Source organism: Streptomyces sp. DH12 (assembly GCF_020873895.1).
Lineage (GTDB): Bacteria > Actinomycetota > Actinomycetes > Streptomycetales > Streptomycetaceae > Streptomyces.
The window spans coordinates 108045-122980 of sequence record NZ_JAHWGT010000017.1; the positions used below are offsets into that span (position 1 = coordinate 108045).

At 72.2% G+C, this 14936-nt stretch carries 14 protein-coding genes; 8 read left to right on the top strand and 6 right to left on the bottom strand.

Features of this window, described 5'->3' with window-relative positions; genetic code table 11:
- Positions 1–147 precede the first annotated feature (147 nt).
- Positions 148–1668, bottom strand: a complete 1521-nt coding sequence (locus tag LPA54_RS17720; protein ID WP_228978789.1) for a peptide MFS transporter — start codon at positions 1666–1668, stop codon at positions 148–150.
- 412 nt (positions 1669–2080) lie between these two features.
- Here LPA54_RS17720 and LPA54_RS17725 point away from each other — a divergent pair, with 412 nt between their 5' ends.
- Both LPA54_RS17725 and LPA54_RS17730 read left to right on the top strand, forming a co-directional pair.
- Positions 2081–2761 carry a response regulator transcription factor gene (locus LPA54_RS17725; protein WP_228978790.1) on the top strand — a complete coding sequence of 227 codons (681 nt, stop codon included), beginning with the start codon at positions 2081–2083 and terminating at the stop codon, positions 2759–2761.
- A gap of 13 nt (positions 2762–2774) precedes the next feature.
- Positions 2775–4046, top strand: coding sequence for an ATP-binding protein (locus tag LPA54_RS17730; RefSeq protein ID WP_228978791.1), 1272 nt, complete (start codon positions 2775–2777; stop codon positions 4044–4046).
- Between the two features lie 187 nt (positions 4047–4233).
- On the opposite strand, the gene LPA54_RS17735 is transcribed toward LPA54_RS17730, so the two are convergent.
- A complete protein-coding gene (locus tag LPA54_RS17735; protein ID WP_228978793.1) occupies positions 4234–4788 on the bottom strand; it encodes a GtrA family protein in 555 nt (184 codons plus the stop codon).
- Between the two features lie 126 nt (positions 4789–4914).
- Here LPA54_RS17735 and LPA54_RS17740 point away from each other — a divergent pair, with 126 nt between their 5' ends.
- The 3 genes from LPA54_RS17740 to LPA54_RS17750 are packed head-to-tail and all read left to right on the top strand — an operon-like array spanning position 4915 to position 7809.
- On the top strand, positions 4915–6090 hold the full coding sequence (locus LPA54_RS17740; RefSeq protein ID WP_308112868.1) for a 5-(carboxyamino)imidazole ribonucleotide synthase: 1176 nt from the start codon (positions 4915–4917) through the stop codon (positions 6088–6090).
- Complete coding sequence (purE, locus tag LPA54_RS17745; protein ID WP_228978796.1) at positions 6083–6616, top strand: 5-(carboxyamino)imidazole ribonucleotide mutase; 534 nt, start codon at positions 6083–6085, stop codon at positions 6614–6616. The genes LPA54_RS17740 and purE overlap by 8 nt, the downstream gene beginning before the upstream one ends.
- Entirely contained in the window at positions 6613–7809 is a 1197-nt protein-coding gene (locus LPA54_RS17750) for a dipeptidase (protein ID WP_228978797.1), read from the top strand. The genes purE and LPA54_RS17750 overlap by 4 nt, the downstream gene beginning before the upstream one ends.
- Positions 7810–8119: 310 nt before the next feature.
- Here LPA54_RS17750 and LPA54_RS17755 read toward each other — a convergent pair whose 3' ends face one another.
- Positions 8120–9463 carry a UDP-glucose/GDP-mannose dehydrogenase family protein gene (locus tag LPA54_RS17755; protein WP_228978800.1) on the bottom strand — a complete coding sequence of 448 codons (1344 nt, stop codon included), beginning with the start codon at positions 9461–9463 and terminating at the stop codon, positions 8120–8122.
- A gap of 196 nt (positions 9464–9659) precedes the next feature.
- Between LPA54_RS17755 and LPA54_RS17760 the strand changes: the two genes are divergently transcribed.
- Together LPA54_RS17760 and LPA54_RS17765 are read left to right on the top strand one after the other, a co-directional pair.
- The gene (locus LPA54_RS17760) at positions 9660–10817 is read left to right on the top strand and encodes an acyl-CoA dehydrogenase (protein ID WP_228978802.1); all 1158 of its coding nucleotides are present in this window, start codon (positions 9660–9662) and stop codon (positions 10815–10817) included.
- Between the two features lie 122 nt (positions 10818–10939).
- Positions 10940–11587, top strand: coding sequence for a hypothetical protein (locus tag LPA54_RS17765; RefSeq protein ID WP_228978804.1), 648 nt, complete (start codon positions 10940–10942; stop codon positions 11585–11587).
- A 67-nt stretch (positions 11588–11654) separates the two neighbouring features.
- Here LPA54_RS17765 and LPA54_RS17770 read toward each other — a convergent pair whose 3' ends face one another.
- From LPA54_RS17770 to LPA54_RS17780, 3 genes are all read right to left on the bottom strand, one after another.
- Positions 11655–12251 carry a Uma2 family endonuclease gene (locus LPA54_RS17770; RefSeq protein WP_228978806.1) on the bottom strand — a complete coding sequence of 199 codons (597 nt, stop codon included), beginning with the start codon at positions 12249–12251 and terminating at the stop codon, positions 11655–11657.
- A gap of 52 nt (positions 12252–12303) precedes the next feature.
- Entirely contained in the window at positions 12304–13167 is an 864-nt protein-coding gene (locus LPA54_RS17775) for a helix-turn-helix domain-containing protein (RefSeq protein ID WP_228978808.1), read from the bottom strand.
- Positions 13168–13444: 277 nt separating this feature from the next.
- Entirely contained in the window at positions 13445–13885 is a 441-nt protein-coding gene (locus LPA54_RS17780; protein ID WP_228978810.1) for an ATP-binding protein, read from the bottom strand.
- 133 nt (positions 13886–14018) lie between these two features.
- On the opposite strand from LPA54_RS17780, the gene LPA54_RS17785 reads away from it, so the two are divergent.
- The gene (locus tag LPA54_RS17785) at positions 14019–14936 is read left to right on the top strand and encodes a Scr1 family TA system antitoxin-like transcriptional regulator (RefSeq protein ID WP_228978812.1); all 918 of its coding nucleotides are present in this window, start codon (positions 14019–14021) and stop codon (positions 14934–14936) included.

The following is a 14936-nucleotide window of genomic DNA, read 5'->3' on the forward strand; positions in this document are numbered from 1 at the left end:
TACGGCCCCCCCCGGGCCCGACCGGTCGGTGAACTATAAACGTCCCCCCGCGGCACGGGGAGGCCCGAGCACCCGGCACCGCACGCGAGAGGGGCGCCGCACCGGACCGGTGCGGCGCCCCTCGTCGGGTGCGGGGGAGCGGGTGCGTCAGCGCACGTCGCCCATGAGGCCCTGCACCTTCTTGCGGTACATGTAGATCGCCACGCCCGCGAGGACGGCCAGCGAGGCCTCCATCGCGATGACGCCGGTGCCGTTGAGGTCCACGCCGGCCAGCGAGAGCAGGCCCGTGGTGCAGTCGCCGGCGGTGACGGCGAGGAACCAGACGCCCATCATCTGCGAGGCGTACTTCTGCGGCGCCATCTTCGTCGTGACCGACAGGCCGACGGGGGAGAGGCACAGCTCACCGATCGTCTGGATCATGTAGATCGAGACGAGCCACATCGGGGAGACCTTGCCGCCGTCGCCCGCCATGCCCATGGGGATGACGAAGACGAAGAACGAGGCGCCGACGAGGACCAGGCCCATCGCGAACTTCACGATGGTGTTCGGCTCCTGGTTCCTGCGGGCCAGCCACAGCCACAGCCAGGCGAAGACCGGCGCCAGCGCCATGACGTACAGCGGGTTCAGCGACTGGTACCAGGTGGCGGAGAAGCCGAACCCGAAGACGCTGTCCGCGGTCTTGTCGTCCGCGAAGAGGGAGAGGGTCGAGCCGCCCTGGTCGTAGATCATCCAGAAGACCGCGGCGGCCACGAAGAACCAGATGTAGCCGTTGACCTTGGACTGCTCGGTGGGCGACAGGTCCTTGTCGCGCTTGATCCGCGCCAGCACCGCCACCGGGATGACCAGGCCGGCCAGGGTCAGCGGGACGAGCGCCCAGTTCAGGGTGTACATGCCCAGGGCGACGACCGCGCCGTAGAACGCCGCGGCGACCAGCAGGCCGCCGGTGACGCGCAGCAGGACGCGGCGGCGCTCCTCGGCCGACAGCGGGTTCGGGACGACGCTGCTCTTCGGGCTCAGGTGGCGGGTGCCGAACAGGAACTGGACCAGGCCGAGACCCATGCCGAGCGCGGCCAGCGCGAAGCCGGCGTGCCAGTTGTGCTCCTTGCCGACCGTGCCGATGACGAACGGGGCGACGAAGGCACCGAGGTTGATGCCGATGTAGAAGAGCGTGAAGCCGCCGTCGCGCCGCGGGTCGTCCGGGCCGTCGTACAGGTGGCCCACCATCGTGGAGATGTTGGCCTTGAGCAGACCGGAGCCGGCCGCGACGAGCGCCAGACCGACGAAGAACATCGCCTGGCCGGGCAGGGCGAGCGACAGGTGGCCCAGCATGATCACGGCGCCGGCGATGGCGACCGTCTTGCGGGCGCCCCAGACGCGGTCGCCGAACCAGCCGCCCGGCATGGCCATGAGGTAGACCATCGACACGTAGACGGAGTAGATCGCCGTCGCCGTGGCCGCGGTCATGGCGAGCCCGCCGCCCTGGCTGCCGACGGCCGCGTCCGCGCCGCCGGAGACCAGGTAGTACACGAGGAGGGCGCGCATGCCGTAGTAGCTGAAGCGCTCCCACATCTCTGTCATGAAGAGTGTGGCCAGGCCGCGGGGGTGGCCGAAGAAGGTCTTCTCGGCGACGGGGGTGTTCGCCGGGTCCTTCGTCAGGCTGGACGCCATGGTCGATCCTTGTTCGTTCGGGACGCTCGTCGCTTTGTGGGCGACCCGCGCCCGCTCCGGGGCGGCCGGCACCGGCACGGTCGCAGCCGTGCCGGGATCCACACCCCGCCGCGTCATCGCGCGGAGGAGCCCGGCCAACAGGTCATTCCTACGCCGAGCAGAAAAGAGACCTTTGGTGCGTCAACGAGTGATGCCGCCAAAGGTCCCCGATTGCCTACTACAAGCGTCTCGCCACCATACGCCACGACACTGCGGCATATGGAAGGACTTGAGACATGGATCACAGGTGGCGGTGGAACCGCGTACCCAGTTTCTAAGGTCATTTCCAGGATGTCATCGATGACACCCAGGTATGGACGATCTTGACGCGATCTCTCCACGACCCGCACGCCCCGCGGACTACCATCACCCCATGACGCGTGTACTGCTCGCCGAGGACGACGCATCGATCTCGGAACCGCTGGCCCGCGCGCTGCGGCGCGAGGGGTACGAGGTCGAGGTGCGCGAGGACGGCCCCAGCGCGCTCGACACCGGACTGAAGGGCGCCGTCGACCTCGTCGTGCTCGACCTGGGCCTGCCCGGCATGGACGGGCTGGAGGTCGCCCGCCGGCTCCGCTCCGAGGGCCACACCGTCCCGATCCTCGTCCTGACGGCCCGCGCCGACGAGGTCGACACGGTCGTCGGCCTCGACGCCGGCGCCGACGACTACGTCACCAAGCCGTTCCGCCTCGCCGAGCTGCTCGCCCGCGTCCGCGCCCTGCTGCGGCGCGGCGCCACCGAGCCCGCCCCGCAGCCGCCGTCCACGCACGGCGTGCGCATCGACGTCGAGTCGCACCGCGCCTGGATGGGCGACGAGGAGCTCCAGCTCACCGCGAAGGAGTTCGACCTGCTGCGGGTCCTGGTCCGCGACGCCGGCCGGGTCGTCACCCGCGACCAGCTGATGCGCGAGGTCTGGGACACCACCTGGTGGTCGTCCACCAAGACCCTCGACATGCACATCTCGTGGCTCCGCAAGAAGCTCGGCGACGACGCGGCGAACCCCCGGTACATCGCGACCGTCCGCGGCGTCGGCTTCCGCTTCGAGAAGAGCTGAGGCGGACCTCTCCGTGCGCCGCCGCCTGATCAGCTCCACGCTCGCCGTGGTCCTGGTCGTCATCTCCGTCTTCGGGGTCTCCCTCGTCATCGTCGAGACCCGCACCATCACGAGCAGCGCGCAGGAGAGCGTCGAGCTGGAGGCGATGCGGCTCGCCGGGATCGTCGACGGCCGCCTCATCGGCGGCGAGCCCGTCGACCCCGGCATCCTCTCCGACCACGGCGGCGCCGACCGGTACGCCCGCATCGAGATCCCCGGCCGCCCGCCCGTCGAGGTGGGCACCCGCCCCGAGGGCGGCGTCATCCGCGGCACCGCCGTCGGCGAGCGCGGCGAACGGGTCGTCGTCGAGGAGTCCCGCTCGTCGGTGACCCGCGAGGTCGGCCGTACGCTCCTGATCATCGGCGCGGTCGCGCTGCTCGCGGTCGTCGCCGCCGTCCTGCTCGCCCTGCGCCAGGCCAACCGGCTGGCGTCGCCCCTCACCGACCTCGCCGAGACCGCCGAACGGCTCGGCTCCGGCGACCCCAGGCCGCGCCACCGGCGGTACGGGGTGCCCGAACTGGACCGGGTCGCCGACGTCCTCGACGCCTCCGCCGAACGCATCGCCCGGATGCTCACCGCCGAGCGCCGGCTCGCCGCCGACGCCTCCCACCAGCTGCGCACCCCGCTGACCGCGCTGTCGATGCGGCTGGAGGAGATCTCCGAAACCGACGACCTGGAGACGGTCCGCGAGGAGGCGACGATCGCGCTCGCCCAGGTGGAGCGGCTCACCGACGTCGTCCAGCGGCTCCTGACCAACGCGCGCGACCCGCGCACGGGCTCCGCGGTCGGCTTCGACCTCGACGAGGTCGTCAAGCAGCAGATCGAGGAGTGGCGGCCCGCGTACCGCAGCGCCGGCCGGGCCATCGTCCGCTCCGGCCGCACCGGCATGCGCGCCGTCGGCACCCCCGGCGCCGTCGCCCAGGTGCTGGCCGCGCTGATCGAGAACTCGCTCATGCACGGCGGCGGCACGGTCGCCCTGCGCACCCGCGTCACCGGCAACCAGGCCGTCGTCGAGGTCACCGACGAGGGGCCCGGCGTCCCCGCCGACCTCGGCGCGCGGATCTTCGAGCGGACCATCAGCGGCCGCAACTCCACCGGCATCGGCCTGGCCGTCGCCCGCGACCTCGCCGAGGCGGACGGCGGACGGCTGGAACTGGTCCAGCTCAAGCCGGCCGTCTTCGCCCTCTTCCTGAGCCGCGAGTCACGCCGCCGCGACGAGGAGGCCCCGCAGCGGCCCATCCGCTAGGCCGCGGGGCCGCGGGGCCGCGCCGGGCGCGGGCGGGCGCGACTGGGCGTCGTCGTGCCGGGCGCGGCGGGAGCCGTCGTGCCGGGGCGGTGGGCGCTGGGCCCGGGGGCGGTGGGAGCGGGGCGGCGGGCGCGGGCCGGTGGTGCGCCGGGCGCGACCCCCGCCGTCGGGACCGGCGCCGCGGGCGTCAGGGGAGGCGCGGGCCCACCGGGGCCGGGGACTCCTCCGGCCGCCGCTGCTCCAGGATCGCCGGGCCCGCCGTGGCGGCCCCGGCCTCCCCGTCCTCCGCACCGGCCCCCGCCTGAGCGCCCGGGACCGCCCGGAACACCCACGTGCGGTAGGACCAGAACCGGAACAGCGTCCCTATGCCGATCCCGATGAACTTGAAGACGTTGTTCTGCAGCGGGCTGTCCCACCCGAAACCGTAGGTCGCGGCGTACAGGATCCCGTTCTCGATCACCATTCCGGCGGCGCTGAACGCGAAGAACAACGACGCCTCACGCGTCCGCCGCGTCTTGTCCCGGTCCCGATAGGTGAAGTGGCGGAAACCGACGTAGTTGCAGGCGATGGCGATGACCGTGGCCAGCAGGCTGGCCCGGACGACGGGCAGGTCGGTGGTCTGGCGCAGCACGTTGAAGGCGGCCATGTTCACCAGGAAACCGATGCCGCCGACGACACCGAATTTCGCTATCTCACGGACGAGCTGTTCCAGCCGCACCCGAAGGGCGCTCTGCGCACTCATAATGATCTTTCAATCCCGTCCGCCGGTCGCATGCGTCAACCCGGTCATGCTAACCATCACCCGCCCGGCCACGCGCGGACGCGGACGCCGCGCGGCCGCCCGCGCCGCCCACCGTGCCGGGTCCCGGTGGCCGGCGGATACCCTGGGAGGGTGACGTTCCCGGTAGTCGGCATGGTCGGCGGCGGCCAGCTCGCCCGTATGACCCACGAGGCGGGCATCCCCCTCGGCATCAGATTCAGGCTTCTCAGTGACACTCCCCAGGACTCGGCGGCACAGGTCGTGAGCGACGTCGTCATCGGCGACTACCGCGACCTGGACACGCTGCGCGCGTTCGCGCGCGGATGTGACGTGATCACCTTCGACCACGAGCACGTGCCCACCGAGCACCTGCGGGCCCTGGAGGCGGACGGCATCCCCGTCCGCCCGGGGCCCGACGCGCTGGTGCACGCCCAGGACAAGGGCGTGATGCGGGCGAAGCTCGACGCGATCGGCGCGCCCTGCCCGCGCCACCGCATCGTCGCGGACCCGGCCGACGCGGCGGCGTTCGCGGCGGAGGGCGGCGGGGAGGGCGACGGCTTCCCGATCATCCTCAAGACGGTCCGCGGCGGGTACGACGGCAAGGGCGTGTGGTTCGTCCGCTCGCGGGACGAGGCGCGCGACGCGTTCCTCGCCGGCGTGCCGGTCCTCGCCGAGGAGAAGGTCGACTTCGTCCGCGAGCTCGCGGCGAACGTCGTCCGCTCCCCGCACGGCCAGGCCGTGGCGTACCCCGTCGTGGAGTCCCGGCAGGTCGACGGCGTCTGCGACACGGTGATCGCGCCCGCGCCCGACCTCTCCGCCGAGCTGGCCGGCCAGGCCCAGGAGCTCGCGCTGCGCATCGCCCGCGAGCTGGACGTCGTCGGCCACCTCGCCGTCGAGCTGTTCGAGACCCGCGACGGCCGCATCCTCGTCAACGAGCTCGCCATGCGCCCGCACAACTCCGGCCACTGGACCCAGGACGGCGCGGTCACCTCCCAGTTCGCCAACCACCTGCGGGCCGTCCTCGACCTGCCCCTCGGCGACCCGCGCCCCCGCGCGCGGTGGACGGTCATGGCGAACGTCCTCGGCGGCGACTACCCGGACATGTACCAGGCGTACCTGCACTGCATGGCCAGGGACCCGCAGCTGAAGATCCACATGTACGGCAAGGACGTGAAGCCCGGCCGCAAGGTGGGCCACGTCAACACCCACGGCGACGACCTGGACGACGTGCTGGAGCGCGCCGCCCACGCCGCCGGCTACCTGCGAGGAACGATCGTTGAGTAACGCACCCGGGCCGCTGGTGGGCATCGTCATGGGCTCGGACTCCGACTGGCCCGTCATGGAGGCCGCCGCTCAGGCGCTCGACGAGTTCGAGGTCCCCTACGAGGTCGACGTCGTCTCCGCGCACCGCATGCCGCGCGAGATGGTCGCCTACGGCGAGGGCGCCGCCGACCGCGGTCTGAAGGCGGTCATCGCGGGAGCCGGCGGCGCCGCGCACCTGCCGGGCATGCTCGCCTCCGTCACGCCGCTGCCGGTGATCGGCGTGCCGGTGCCGCTGAAGTACCTCGACGGCATGGACTCGCTCCTGTCGATCGTGCAGATGCCGGCCGGCGTCCCCGTCGCCACGGTCTCCGTGGCCGGCGCGCGCAACGCCGGACTGCTCGCGGTGCGGATGCTCGCCGCGCACGACCCGGACCTGCTGGCCCGGATGAAGGAGTTCCAGCAGGTCCTGAACGACCAGGCGACGGAGAAGGGCAGGCGGCTGCGGTCGAAGGTCGAGGGCTCCGCGTCCTTCGGCTTCGCCCGGTGAGCGCCGCCGCCCGCCTGCTCGGCGAGGCCCTCGACCTCCTCGCCGAGCACCCCGTCGTCGACGGCCACAACGACCTGCCGTGGGCGCTGCGCGAGAAGGCCGGCTACGACCTGGACCGGCTCGACGTCGCCGCCGACCAGCGCGGCCGGCTCCACACCGACCTGCCGCGGCTGCGCGCGGGCCGGGTGGGCGCCCAGTTCTGGTCGGTGTACGTACGCAGCGACATGGCCGGCGACGACGCGGTCAGCGCCACCCTGGAGCAGATCGACTGCGTCGACCGGCTGCTGGCCCGCCACCCGGCGGAGCTGGCGCCCGCGCTGACCGCGGACGACGTGGAGGCGGCCCGCGCCGAGGGCCGCATCGCGTCCCTCAAGGGCGCCGAGGGCGGGCACTCCATCAACAACTCCCTCGCCACCCTGCGCGCCCTGTACGCGCTCGGCGTGCGGTACATGACGCTCACGCACAACGACAACATCGCCTGGGCCGACTCGGCGACCGACGTCCCCGGCGTCGGCGGGCTGTCCGCGTTCGGCCGCGAGGTGGTGCGGGAGATGAACCGGCTGGGCATGCTCGTCGACCTCTCCCACGTCGCGGCGACGACGATGCGCGACGCCCTGGACACCACCGAGGCGCCGGTCGTCTTCTCCCACTCGTCGGCCCGCGAGGTCTGCGACCACCCGCGCAACGTCCCCGACGACGTGCTGGAGCGGCTGCCCGGCAACGGCGGCGTCGCCATGGCGACGTTCGTACCGAAGTTCATCCTGCCCGCCGCGGTGGAGTGGACCGCCCGCGCCGACGAGAACCTGCGCGCGCACGGCTTCCACCACCTGGACACCACGCCGGAGGCGATGCGGCTGCACGCGGCCTTCGAGGAGGCGCACCCGCGCCCCGTGGCGACGGTCGCGACGGTCGCCGACCACCTGGACCACATGCGGGACGTCGCCGGCGTCGACCACGTCGGCATCGGCGGCGACTACGACGGCACGGCGTTCACCCCGTCGGGCCTCGACGACGTGTCGGGGTACCCGAACCTCGTCGCCGAGCTCCTCGCCCGCCGCTGGTCCCGCGCCGACGTGGCCAAGGTGACCTGGGGCAACGCCGTGCGGGTCCTGCGTGACGCGGAGGCGGTCGCCCGCGACGCGGCGTCCCGCCGGGGGCCCTCGACGGCGACCCTGGGCGAGCTGGACGGCTGAGCGGCGGCCCCGTCGGGGGCGTGGCGGCGTCGGGCGGTGTGCCGGGGGCCGCGACGTGCGGCCGCGCCGCCGCGTCGGGCGCGCGGTGGCGCCGGGTGGGTGGCGGCCGTGTCGTGTGGCCGCGCCGCCGTGTCCGGGCGGGACGGTGGGTGGGGTCGGGGCCGCGGCGGGTCACCTCCTCGGGGCCGGCGGCCCTGGGTACCACGCGAGGGAACCCGGGCAACGCCGCCGGCCCCTGCGGGGGCGACCCGCCACGGCCCCTCCCGACGCCGTCGGCCGGGTGACGGGTGTCGTCGGCTCCGGCCGGAGGTTACGCGCGCGGGCGGCCCATCGCGCGGAACGTCCAGTCCGCGGCGCGCCAGCGGGCGGCGTCCAGGGCGTTGCGGCCGTCCAGGATGATCCGGGCGTTGACCACCTCGCCCAGCTCCGCCGGGTCGACCTCGCGGAACTCGCGCCACTCGGTGAGGTGCAGCACCACGTCCGCGCCGCGCACGGCCTCCAGGACGCTGTCGGCGTAGCCGAGGGTCGGGAAGACGCGGCGGGCGTTGTCCATGCCCTTCGGGTCGTACACGGTGACCTGGCCGCCCTGGAGGTGGATCTGCCCGGCGACGTTGAGGGCGGGCGAGTCGCGCACGTCGTCCGAGTCGGGCTTGAACGCGGCGCCGAGGACCGCCACCCGCTTGCCGAGGAACGTTCCGTCGCCGAGCGCCTCGCGCGCCATGCCGACCATCTGGCCGCGCCGCCGCATGTTGATCGAGTCGATCTCGCGCAGGAAGGTGAGCGCCTGGTCGGCGCCCAGCTCGCCGGCGCGTGCCATGAAGGCCCGGATGTCCTTGGGCAGGCAGCCGCCGCCGAAGCCGATGCCGGCGCGGAGGAACTTGGCGCCGATCCGCTCGTCGTGGCCGATGGCCTCCGCGAGCTTGGCGACGTCGCCGCCGGCGGCCTCGCAGACCTCCGCCATCGCGTTGATGAAGGAGATCTTCGTCGCGAGGAAGGAGTTCGCGGCCGTCTTCACCAGCTCGGCCGTGGGGAAGTCGGTCACGACGAACGGCGCGCCCTCGCCGACCGGCACCGCGTACACCTCGCGCAGCAGCTTCTCGGCGCGGCCGCTCTCCACGCCGACGACGATCCGGTCCGGGTGCAGGGTGTCGTTCACGGCGAAGCCCTCGCGCAGGAACTCCGGGTTCCAGGCCAGCTCCACGTCCGCGCCCGCGGGGGCCCGCTCGGCGAGGAGCCGGGAGAGCCGCTCGGCGCTGCCGACCGGCACGGTCGACTTGCCGACGACGAGGGCGGGCTTCTTCAGGTGCGGGGCGAGCGCGCCGAACGCCGCGTCGACGTAGCTCATGTCGCAGCCGTACTCGCCGTGCTTCTGCGGAGTGTTCACGCAGACGAAGTGGACGTCGCCGAAGTCGCCGACCTCCTCCCAGGAGGTGGTGAAGCGCAGCCGCCCGGTGGAGCCCTCCATGCCGACGACGTGCCGCCGCAGCAGGTCCTCCAGCCCCGGCTCGTACATGGGGACCCGTCCCGAGGCCAGCATCTCGATCTTCTCGGGGACGACGTCGAGCCCGAGGACGTCGAAGCCGAGTTCCGCCATGGCCGCTGCGTGGGTGGCGCCGAGGTAGCCGGTGCCGATCACCGTGATCTTCAGGGCCATGAGTGCTGCTCCAGTGCTGTACGGGCCGGGAATGCGTGCCCGAGCATAGTCGGGCGGCGGCCGGGGCATGGTTCCGGCGGTGCTGCCGCTGTCGGCAAGCTCACGTGATCCTCACATATGCCGAGCCCGTGGCGGACCACTAAAATTCGGGTTACTTAACGGTAGTTAGCACGCAGCCCTGGGGAGTGACGCAGACATGGCGGGAACGCCTGACTTCGACCTGTACCGCCCGTCCGAGGAGCACGACATGCTCCGGGACACCGTCCGCTCGCTCGCCGAGGCGAAGATCGCGCCGCACGCCGCCGCCGTCGACGAGGAGGCCCGCTTCCCGCAGGAGGCGCTGGACGCCCTCGTCTCCTCCGACCTCCAGGCCGTGCACGTCCCCGAGACGTACGGCGGCGCGGGCGCCGACGCCCTCGCGACCGTGATCGTCATCGAGGAGGTCGCCCGCGTCTGCGCGTCGTCCTCGCTGATCCCGGCCGTGAACAAGCTCGGCTCCCTCCCGGTGATCCTCTCCGGCTCCGAGGAGCTGAAGAAGAAGTACCTGGGCCCGCTCGCCAAGGGCGACGCGATGTTCTCGTACTGCCTCTCCGAGCCGGACGCCGGCTCCGACGCCGCCGGCATGAAGACCAAGGCCGTCCGCGACGGCGACTTCTGGGTCCTCAACGGCGTCAAGCGCTGGATCACCAACGCCGGCGTCTCCGAGTACTACACGGTCATGGCCGTCACCGACCCGACCAAGCGCTCCAAGGGCATCAGCGCCTTCGTCGTGGAGAAGGGCGACGAGGGCGTCTCCTTCGGCGCCCCGGAGAAGAAGCTCGGCATCAAGGGCTCCCCGACCCGCGAGGTCTACCTCGACAACGTGCGCATCCCCGCCGACCGCATGATCGGTGAGGAGGGCACCGGCTTCGCCACCGCGATGAAGACCCTGGACCACACCCGCATCACCATCGCGGCCCAGGCCCTCGGCATCGCCCAGGGGGCCCTGGACTACGCCAAGGGGTACGTCCAGGAGCGCAAGCAGTTCGGCAAGCCGATCGCCGACTTCCAGGGCGTGCAGTTCATGCTCGCCGACATGGCGATGAAGATCTCCGCCGCCCGCGCCCTCACCTACCAGGCGGCCGCGGCCTCCGAGCGCGTCGACCCCGACCTGACGTACCTGGGCGCGGCGGCCAAGTGCTTCGCCTCGGACATCGCCATGGAGGTCACCACGGACGCCGTCCAGCTCCTCGGCGGCTACGGCTACACCCGCGACTACCCGGTCGAGCGCATGATGCGCGACGCCAAGATCACCCAGATCTACGAGGGCACCAACCAGGTCCAGCGCATCGTCATGGCCCGCAACCTGCCGTAACACCGCGGCACACCCCGCGACCGCACAGCACGGCCCCCGGCGATCCGCCGGGGGCCGTCGCGGTTACGCTGCGCTGCCGCACAAACGGCTCAGCCCAGCACAGCACAGCACCAGGAGTCCCCATGAGTGTGGATCGTCAGATCTCCGCACTGCTCAAGCAGATAGCGACCCAGGACGTCGTGGTCGTCACCGACGAGTTCTCCCGCGCCGGGCGGGCCGCCGCGCTCGCGCACGTCGTCGAGCACTACGGTTTCGAGTACGACGGGACCCGGCGCGAGGGCCACAACAGCCAGACCCTCGCCGTCCATCTCTACCGCGACCCCGCGCCCGAGGCCCGCGCCCGCGAGGCGGCCACGATCGCCGCGCACCCGCAGGCCGGCATGGGCGGCGCGGTGCCCGGCCTCCGGCCCGGGACGCTCAAGCCGACCGCCGAGGCGGCGGAGGCGGTCGCCCTGCTGAAGGACCGCATCGGGTACGACGTCATGACGCAGATGGCCGGGGCGCGGAAGATGGGCTTCGCCTGGTTCTGCGTGGCGGGCCTGGTGGTGACGCTGCTGATCTGCCAGATGTACGTCGGCGCCGTCGCGGGCGGCGCCGCCCTGGCCGCGTTCCTGGTGGGCGGCGTGAAGATCGGCGAGCTCCGTCGGCAGCGCATAGCCCAGCGCCTTCAGCAGGCGGGGTTCACCCCGGTACGGGACGAGACGGGGCGGCAGCGCTTCCTGCGCCCGGGGCAGCAGCTGCCGGGGCACGCGAACCCGTTCGCCGGCTGACGGGCGGGGCGGTCAGGGCGGCCCGAGCGGTCAGGGCGGTCGCAGCGTTCGGCGCGGTCGGCGCCGGTCAGGCGTCGGTGTACCGGGGGAGGTCCGTGGTCGGGATCGTCCACTCGCCGATGGTGACGTCCTCGCCGTACTCGAAGTCCTTGCGCGTGGCGTAGCGGGGGCCCGACGGGGTGGTGTGGATGTCGGACATCACCGCGCCCGAACCGGTGCGGGGGTCGAAGATCACGTAGATGGGGATGCCGAGCAGCGCGTAGTCCCGTGTCTTGCCGACCCAGTCGTTGTCGGGGTTGGAGCGGGACACGACCTCGATGGCGGCGATGACCGTGCGGGGGTCGAACCCCCCGTCCCCTTCCATGTCCGTCTCGGCGATCACCATCACGTCGGGATGGCGCATGATGCCCTCGGACAGGTCCTCCACGTCGGGTTCCCCCGTATGGGCAGCCAGTTCGTCGGGCATGACCTTTTCGAGGCGCTTGCGAACGCGTAGCACGGTGAGCTCGTGCGGCCTCCCGGGCGACATCATGTCGTGAACGATCCCTTCCTTGGTGATCTCGAACTTGCCGGGAAGGGCGTCGTCCATCGACGACAGGAACTCCCGCATCGTCCGGTACAGGTGGTGCGTCTCCCGCTGCGCGTCGTCCGGGGCGATGCTCATGGCGTGCGCTCCTCGTCGTCGGTGCCCGGGGGCAAGGATCGTCACGTTCATGCTAGGCGGCCTCCGGGAGATCGGATCGGCAGTCGCGGCAGTGGCCCGGCTCCGGTGCGCGGAAGGCGCGGTCGCAGGCGTCGCAGGTCTGGAACGGGTCTCTCGTGGACGTCGGCGCCGCTGCCGGCAGCGGTGGTGGCAGGAGCGCGGTGAGCCGGTGGGCGAGGAGGCCGGCGGGCTGTCTCAGCCGGTCGGGCAGGGCGGCCGTGAGTGCGTGGCGTACGGCGTCGGGGTGGGCGTCGCGCTCCAGCCAGGCCGCCACGGTGGGGGCGAGGCGGCGGACGTCGTCCTCGCCCAGCAGCAGGCGGGGGTCGTCGCGCCGCAGGCCGGCGAGGAGGTCGGCGGCCACGCGGTGGCGCTCCGGGCCGGCCGCCTGCGGCTGGGGGAGCGGCGGGCGGGGTGGCGCGGACGGGGGCCGTACGGTCACGGGCTCGGGTGCCGGGCGGTCCTCGGGCCGGGGCGCGGGTTCCGCTGCCGGGGGCGTGCGGGGGGCCGCGGCGGCGCCCGGGGCGTCGTACGCGACCGTGCGGGTGACGAGCCTGCCGCCGGGGAGGCGGACCCGGGTGCGCTCCAGGTACCGGTGTGCCTCCAGCTCCCGCAGCGCGGCGGCGATCCGGGCCTCGCTCTCCGGGAACCGGTCGGCCAGCGTTTTGATGCTGATCCTCGCCCCGTCGGGCAGCGACTGGATGTGCACGGCGAGCCCGATCGCGGTGAGGGACAGCTCGCCGTGCTGGGCGAGGTGGTTGCCGACGACCGTGAAGCGGCTGGTGTGGCGTGCCCTGACGTGGCGGACACCGGAACCGGTGACGCGTCCGGGAAGACGGGACGTGGCGCGTGAGGGCGCGTTAATCTGCTGTGTATCCATCGGGAAGGGGCTCTTCCTTGATGGTCAGGCCCTCGATCGGGATTGCCGTCCCGGCCGGGGGCCGACGTATGTCTGTGGTTGTCGCCGCGAGCATATGCCTGCCAACCCGCCCGAAATCCAGCCCGATTGGGCAAGGTCACCCGGGAGAGTGAGCGGACGGGGTGGGGTGGGTCGGGTGGTTCTCCCGTTCCTCACAGACGTTCTTTGATTTTTTACGTCGTGCGTCACCGCGTCGCGGACCACCGGGTCGTGGACGCCCGCGACCCGGTGCGACCGGTCACGGTACGAGGTCGAGTTCCGCCCAGACGGTCTTCCGGGGCACGGGCCCCGCCGTGACGCCCCACCGGTCGGCGAGCGCCTCGACGATCAGCAGACCGCGCCCGCCCTCGGAGTCGGGAGCGGGTGGGGTGACGGCGCCGGGGTCGGGTGGAAGCCGGTCCCCGCGCGTATCGGTGACGGCGATCCGCAGGCACGTGCCCCCGCGCTCGACGGCGAGGTCCAGGCGGAAGTCCCGGCCCGGGACGCGGCCGTGCGCCCGTGCGTTGGCCGCCAGCTCGGCGACGATCTGCGCGGCCGACTCGGACGGGAGTCCCCAGGCGGCCAGTTGGGCCGAGGTCAGCAGCCGGGCGAGCCGGGCGCCACGGCGGGTGGGGGAGAGCAGCACGGTGAACTTCCGGGCAGGAGCGGAAGGTTCGATTCGGGTGATTTCCAGGTTCACGTGACTCAGCGTGGCCGTCCGGGACTTACGCTGACCAGACTGACGCGTGTACGGACAGTGACTGTCCAGGTGGTCTGCGGCTCTGTCCATCCGGTACGGCGTCGAGGGCGGACACGGCGGAGGCGGGTGTCGTATGACGGACGAACCGGAACAGGACATCGACCTGGAGGACGACTCGGGCGCGGTGATCGCGGCGGTCGGCCGGCAGGTCAGGCTGTGGCGCGAGGCCGCGAGGATGCGCGCGGCGGACCTCGGCGCCGCGATCGGGTACGGCGAGAACCAGGTGTACAAGGTGGAGGCCGGCAAGCGCATCCCCAAGCCGGAGTTCCTGGACAGGGCGGACGAGGTCCTGGGCGCGGGCGGCAAGCTCGCGGCGATGAAGAAGGACGTCGCGGAGGCGAGGTACCCGAAGAAGGTCCGGGACCTGGCGAGGTTGGAGGCGGACGCGGTCGAGCTGGGCGCGTATGAAAACGGAGTGGTGCACGGGCTGCTTCAGACCGAGGAGTACGCCCGCGCGCTGTACGGGGAGCGGCGACCCGCGTTCTCCGGGGACCAGGTGGAGCGCTTGGTGGCGGCCCGAATGGCTCGGCAGTCCGTCTTCGAGCGGCAGCCCGCGCCTCTCCTGGTCTTTGTCCAGGAAGAGGCGACGCTCAGGCGCCCGATCGGGGGCAGAATGGTGTTGCGCCGCCAGCTCGAACGCCTTTTAGAGTTGGGCTCGTTGAGGCATATCGAGATCCAGGTCATGCCCACGGAGACGGAGGAGCACGCGGGGCTGGGGGGCTCTCATCAAGTGCTTAAGCTGAGCGACGGCACGTCGGTGGGGCACAGCGAAGCGCAGGACCTTCATCGAGAAACTGCTGGGAGAGACATGAACGCCGAGCTGACCTGGGTCAAGAGCAGCTACAGCACCAATGACGGCCCTCAATGCGTCGAGGTCGCCGCCGCTCCCGACACCGTCCACGTCCGCGACTCCAAGAACGTCCCCGGCCCGCAGCTCGGCTTCGCGCCCGACGCCTGGGCCGACTTCGTGACCTACGCCTCCGGGTCCTGA

Excerpts from the sequence above, each read along its gene's own strand:
- LPA54_RS17720 (WP_228978789.1), bottom strand. The coding sequence starts at position 1,668 with ATGGCGTCCAGCCTGACGAAGGACCCGGCGAACACCCCCGTCGCCGAG.
- LPA54_RS17725 (WP_228978790.1), top strand. The coding sequence starts at position 2,081 with ATGACGCGTGTACTGCTCGCCGAGGACGACGCATCGATCTCGGAACCG.
- LPA54_RS17735 (WP_228978793.1), bottom strand. The coding sequence starts at position 4,788 with ATGAGTGCGCAGAGCGCCCTTCGGGTGCGGCTGGAACAGCTCGTCCGT.
- LPA54_RS17755 (WP_228978800.1), bottom strand. The coding sequence starts at position 9,463 with ATGGCCCTGAAGATCACGGTGATCGGCACCGGCTACCTCGGCGCCACC.
- LPA54_RS17760 (WP_228978802.1), top strand. The coding sequence starts at position 9,660 with ATGGCGGGAACGCCTGACTTCGACCTGTACCGCCCGTCCGAGGAGCAC.
- LPA54_RS17765 (WP_228978804.1), top strand. The coding sequence starts at position 10,940 with ATGAGTGTGGATCGTCAGATCTCCGCACTGCTCAAGCAGATAGCGACC.
- LPA54_RS17770 (WP_228978806.1), bottom strand. The coding sequence starts at position 12,251 with ATGAGCATCGCCCCGGACGACGCGCAGCGGGAGACGCACCACCTGTAC.
- LPA54_RS17775 (WP_228978808.1), bottom strand. The coding sequence starts at position 13,167 with ATGGATACACAGCAGATTAACGCGCCCTCACGCGCCACGTCCCGTCTT.
- LPA54_RS17785 (WP_228978812.1), top strand. The coding sequence starts at position 14,019 with ATGACGGACGAACCGGAACAGGACATCGACCTGGAGGACGACTCGGGC.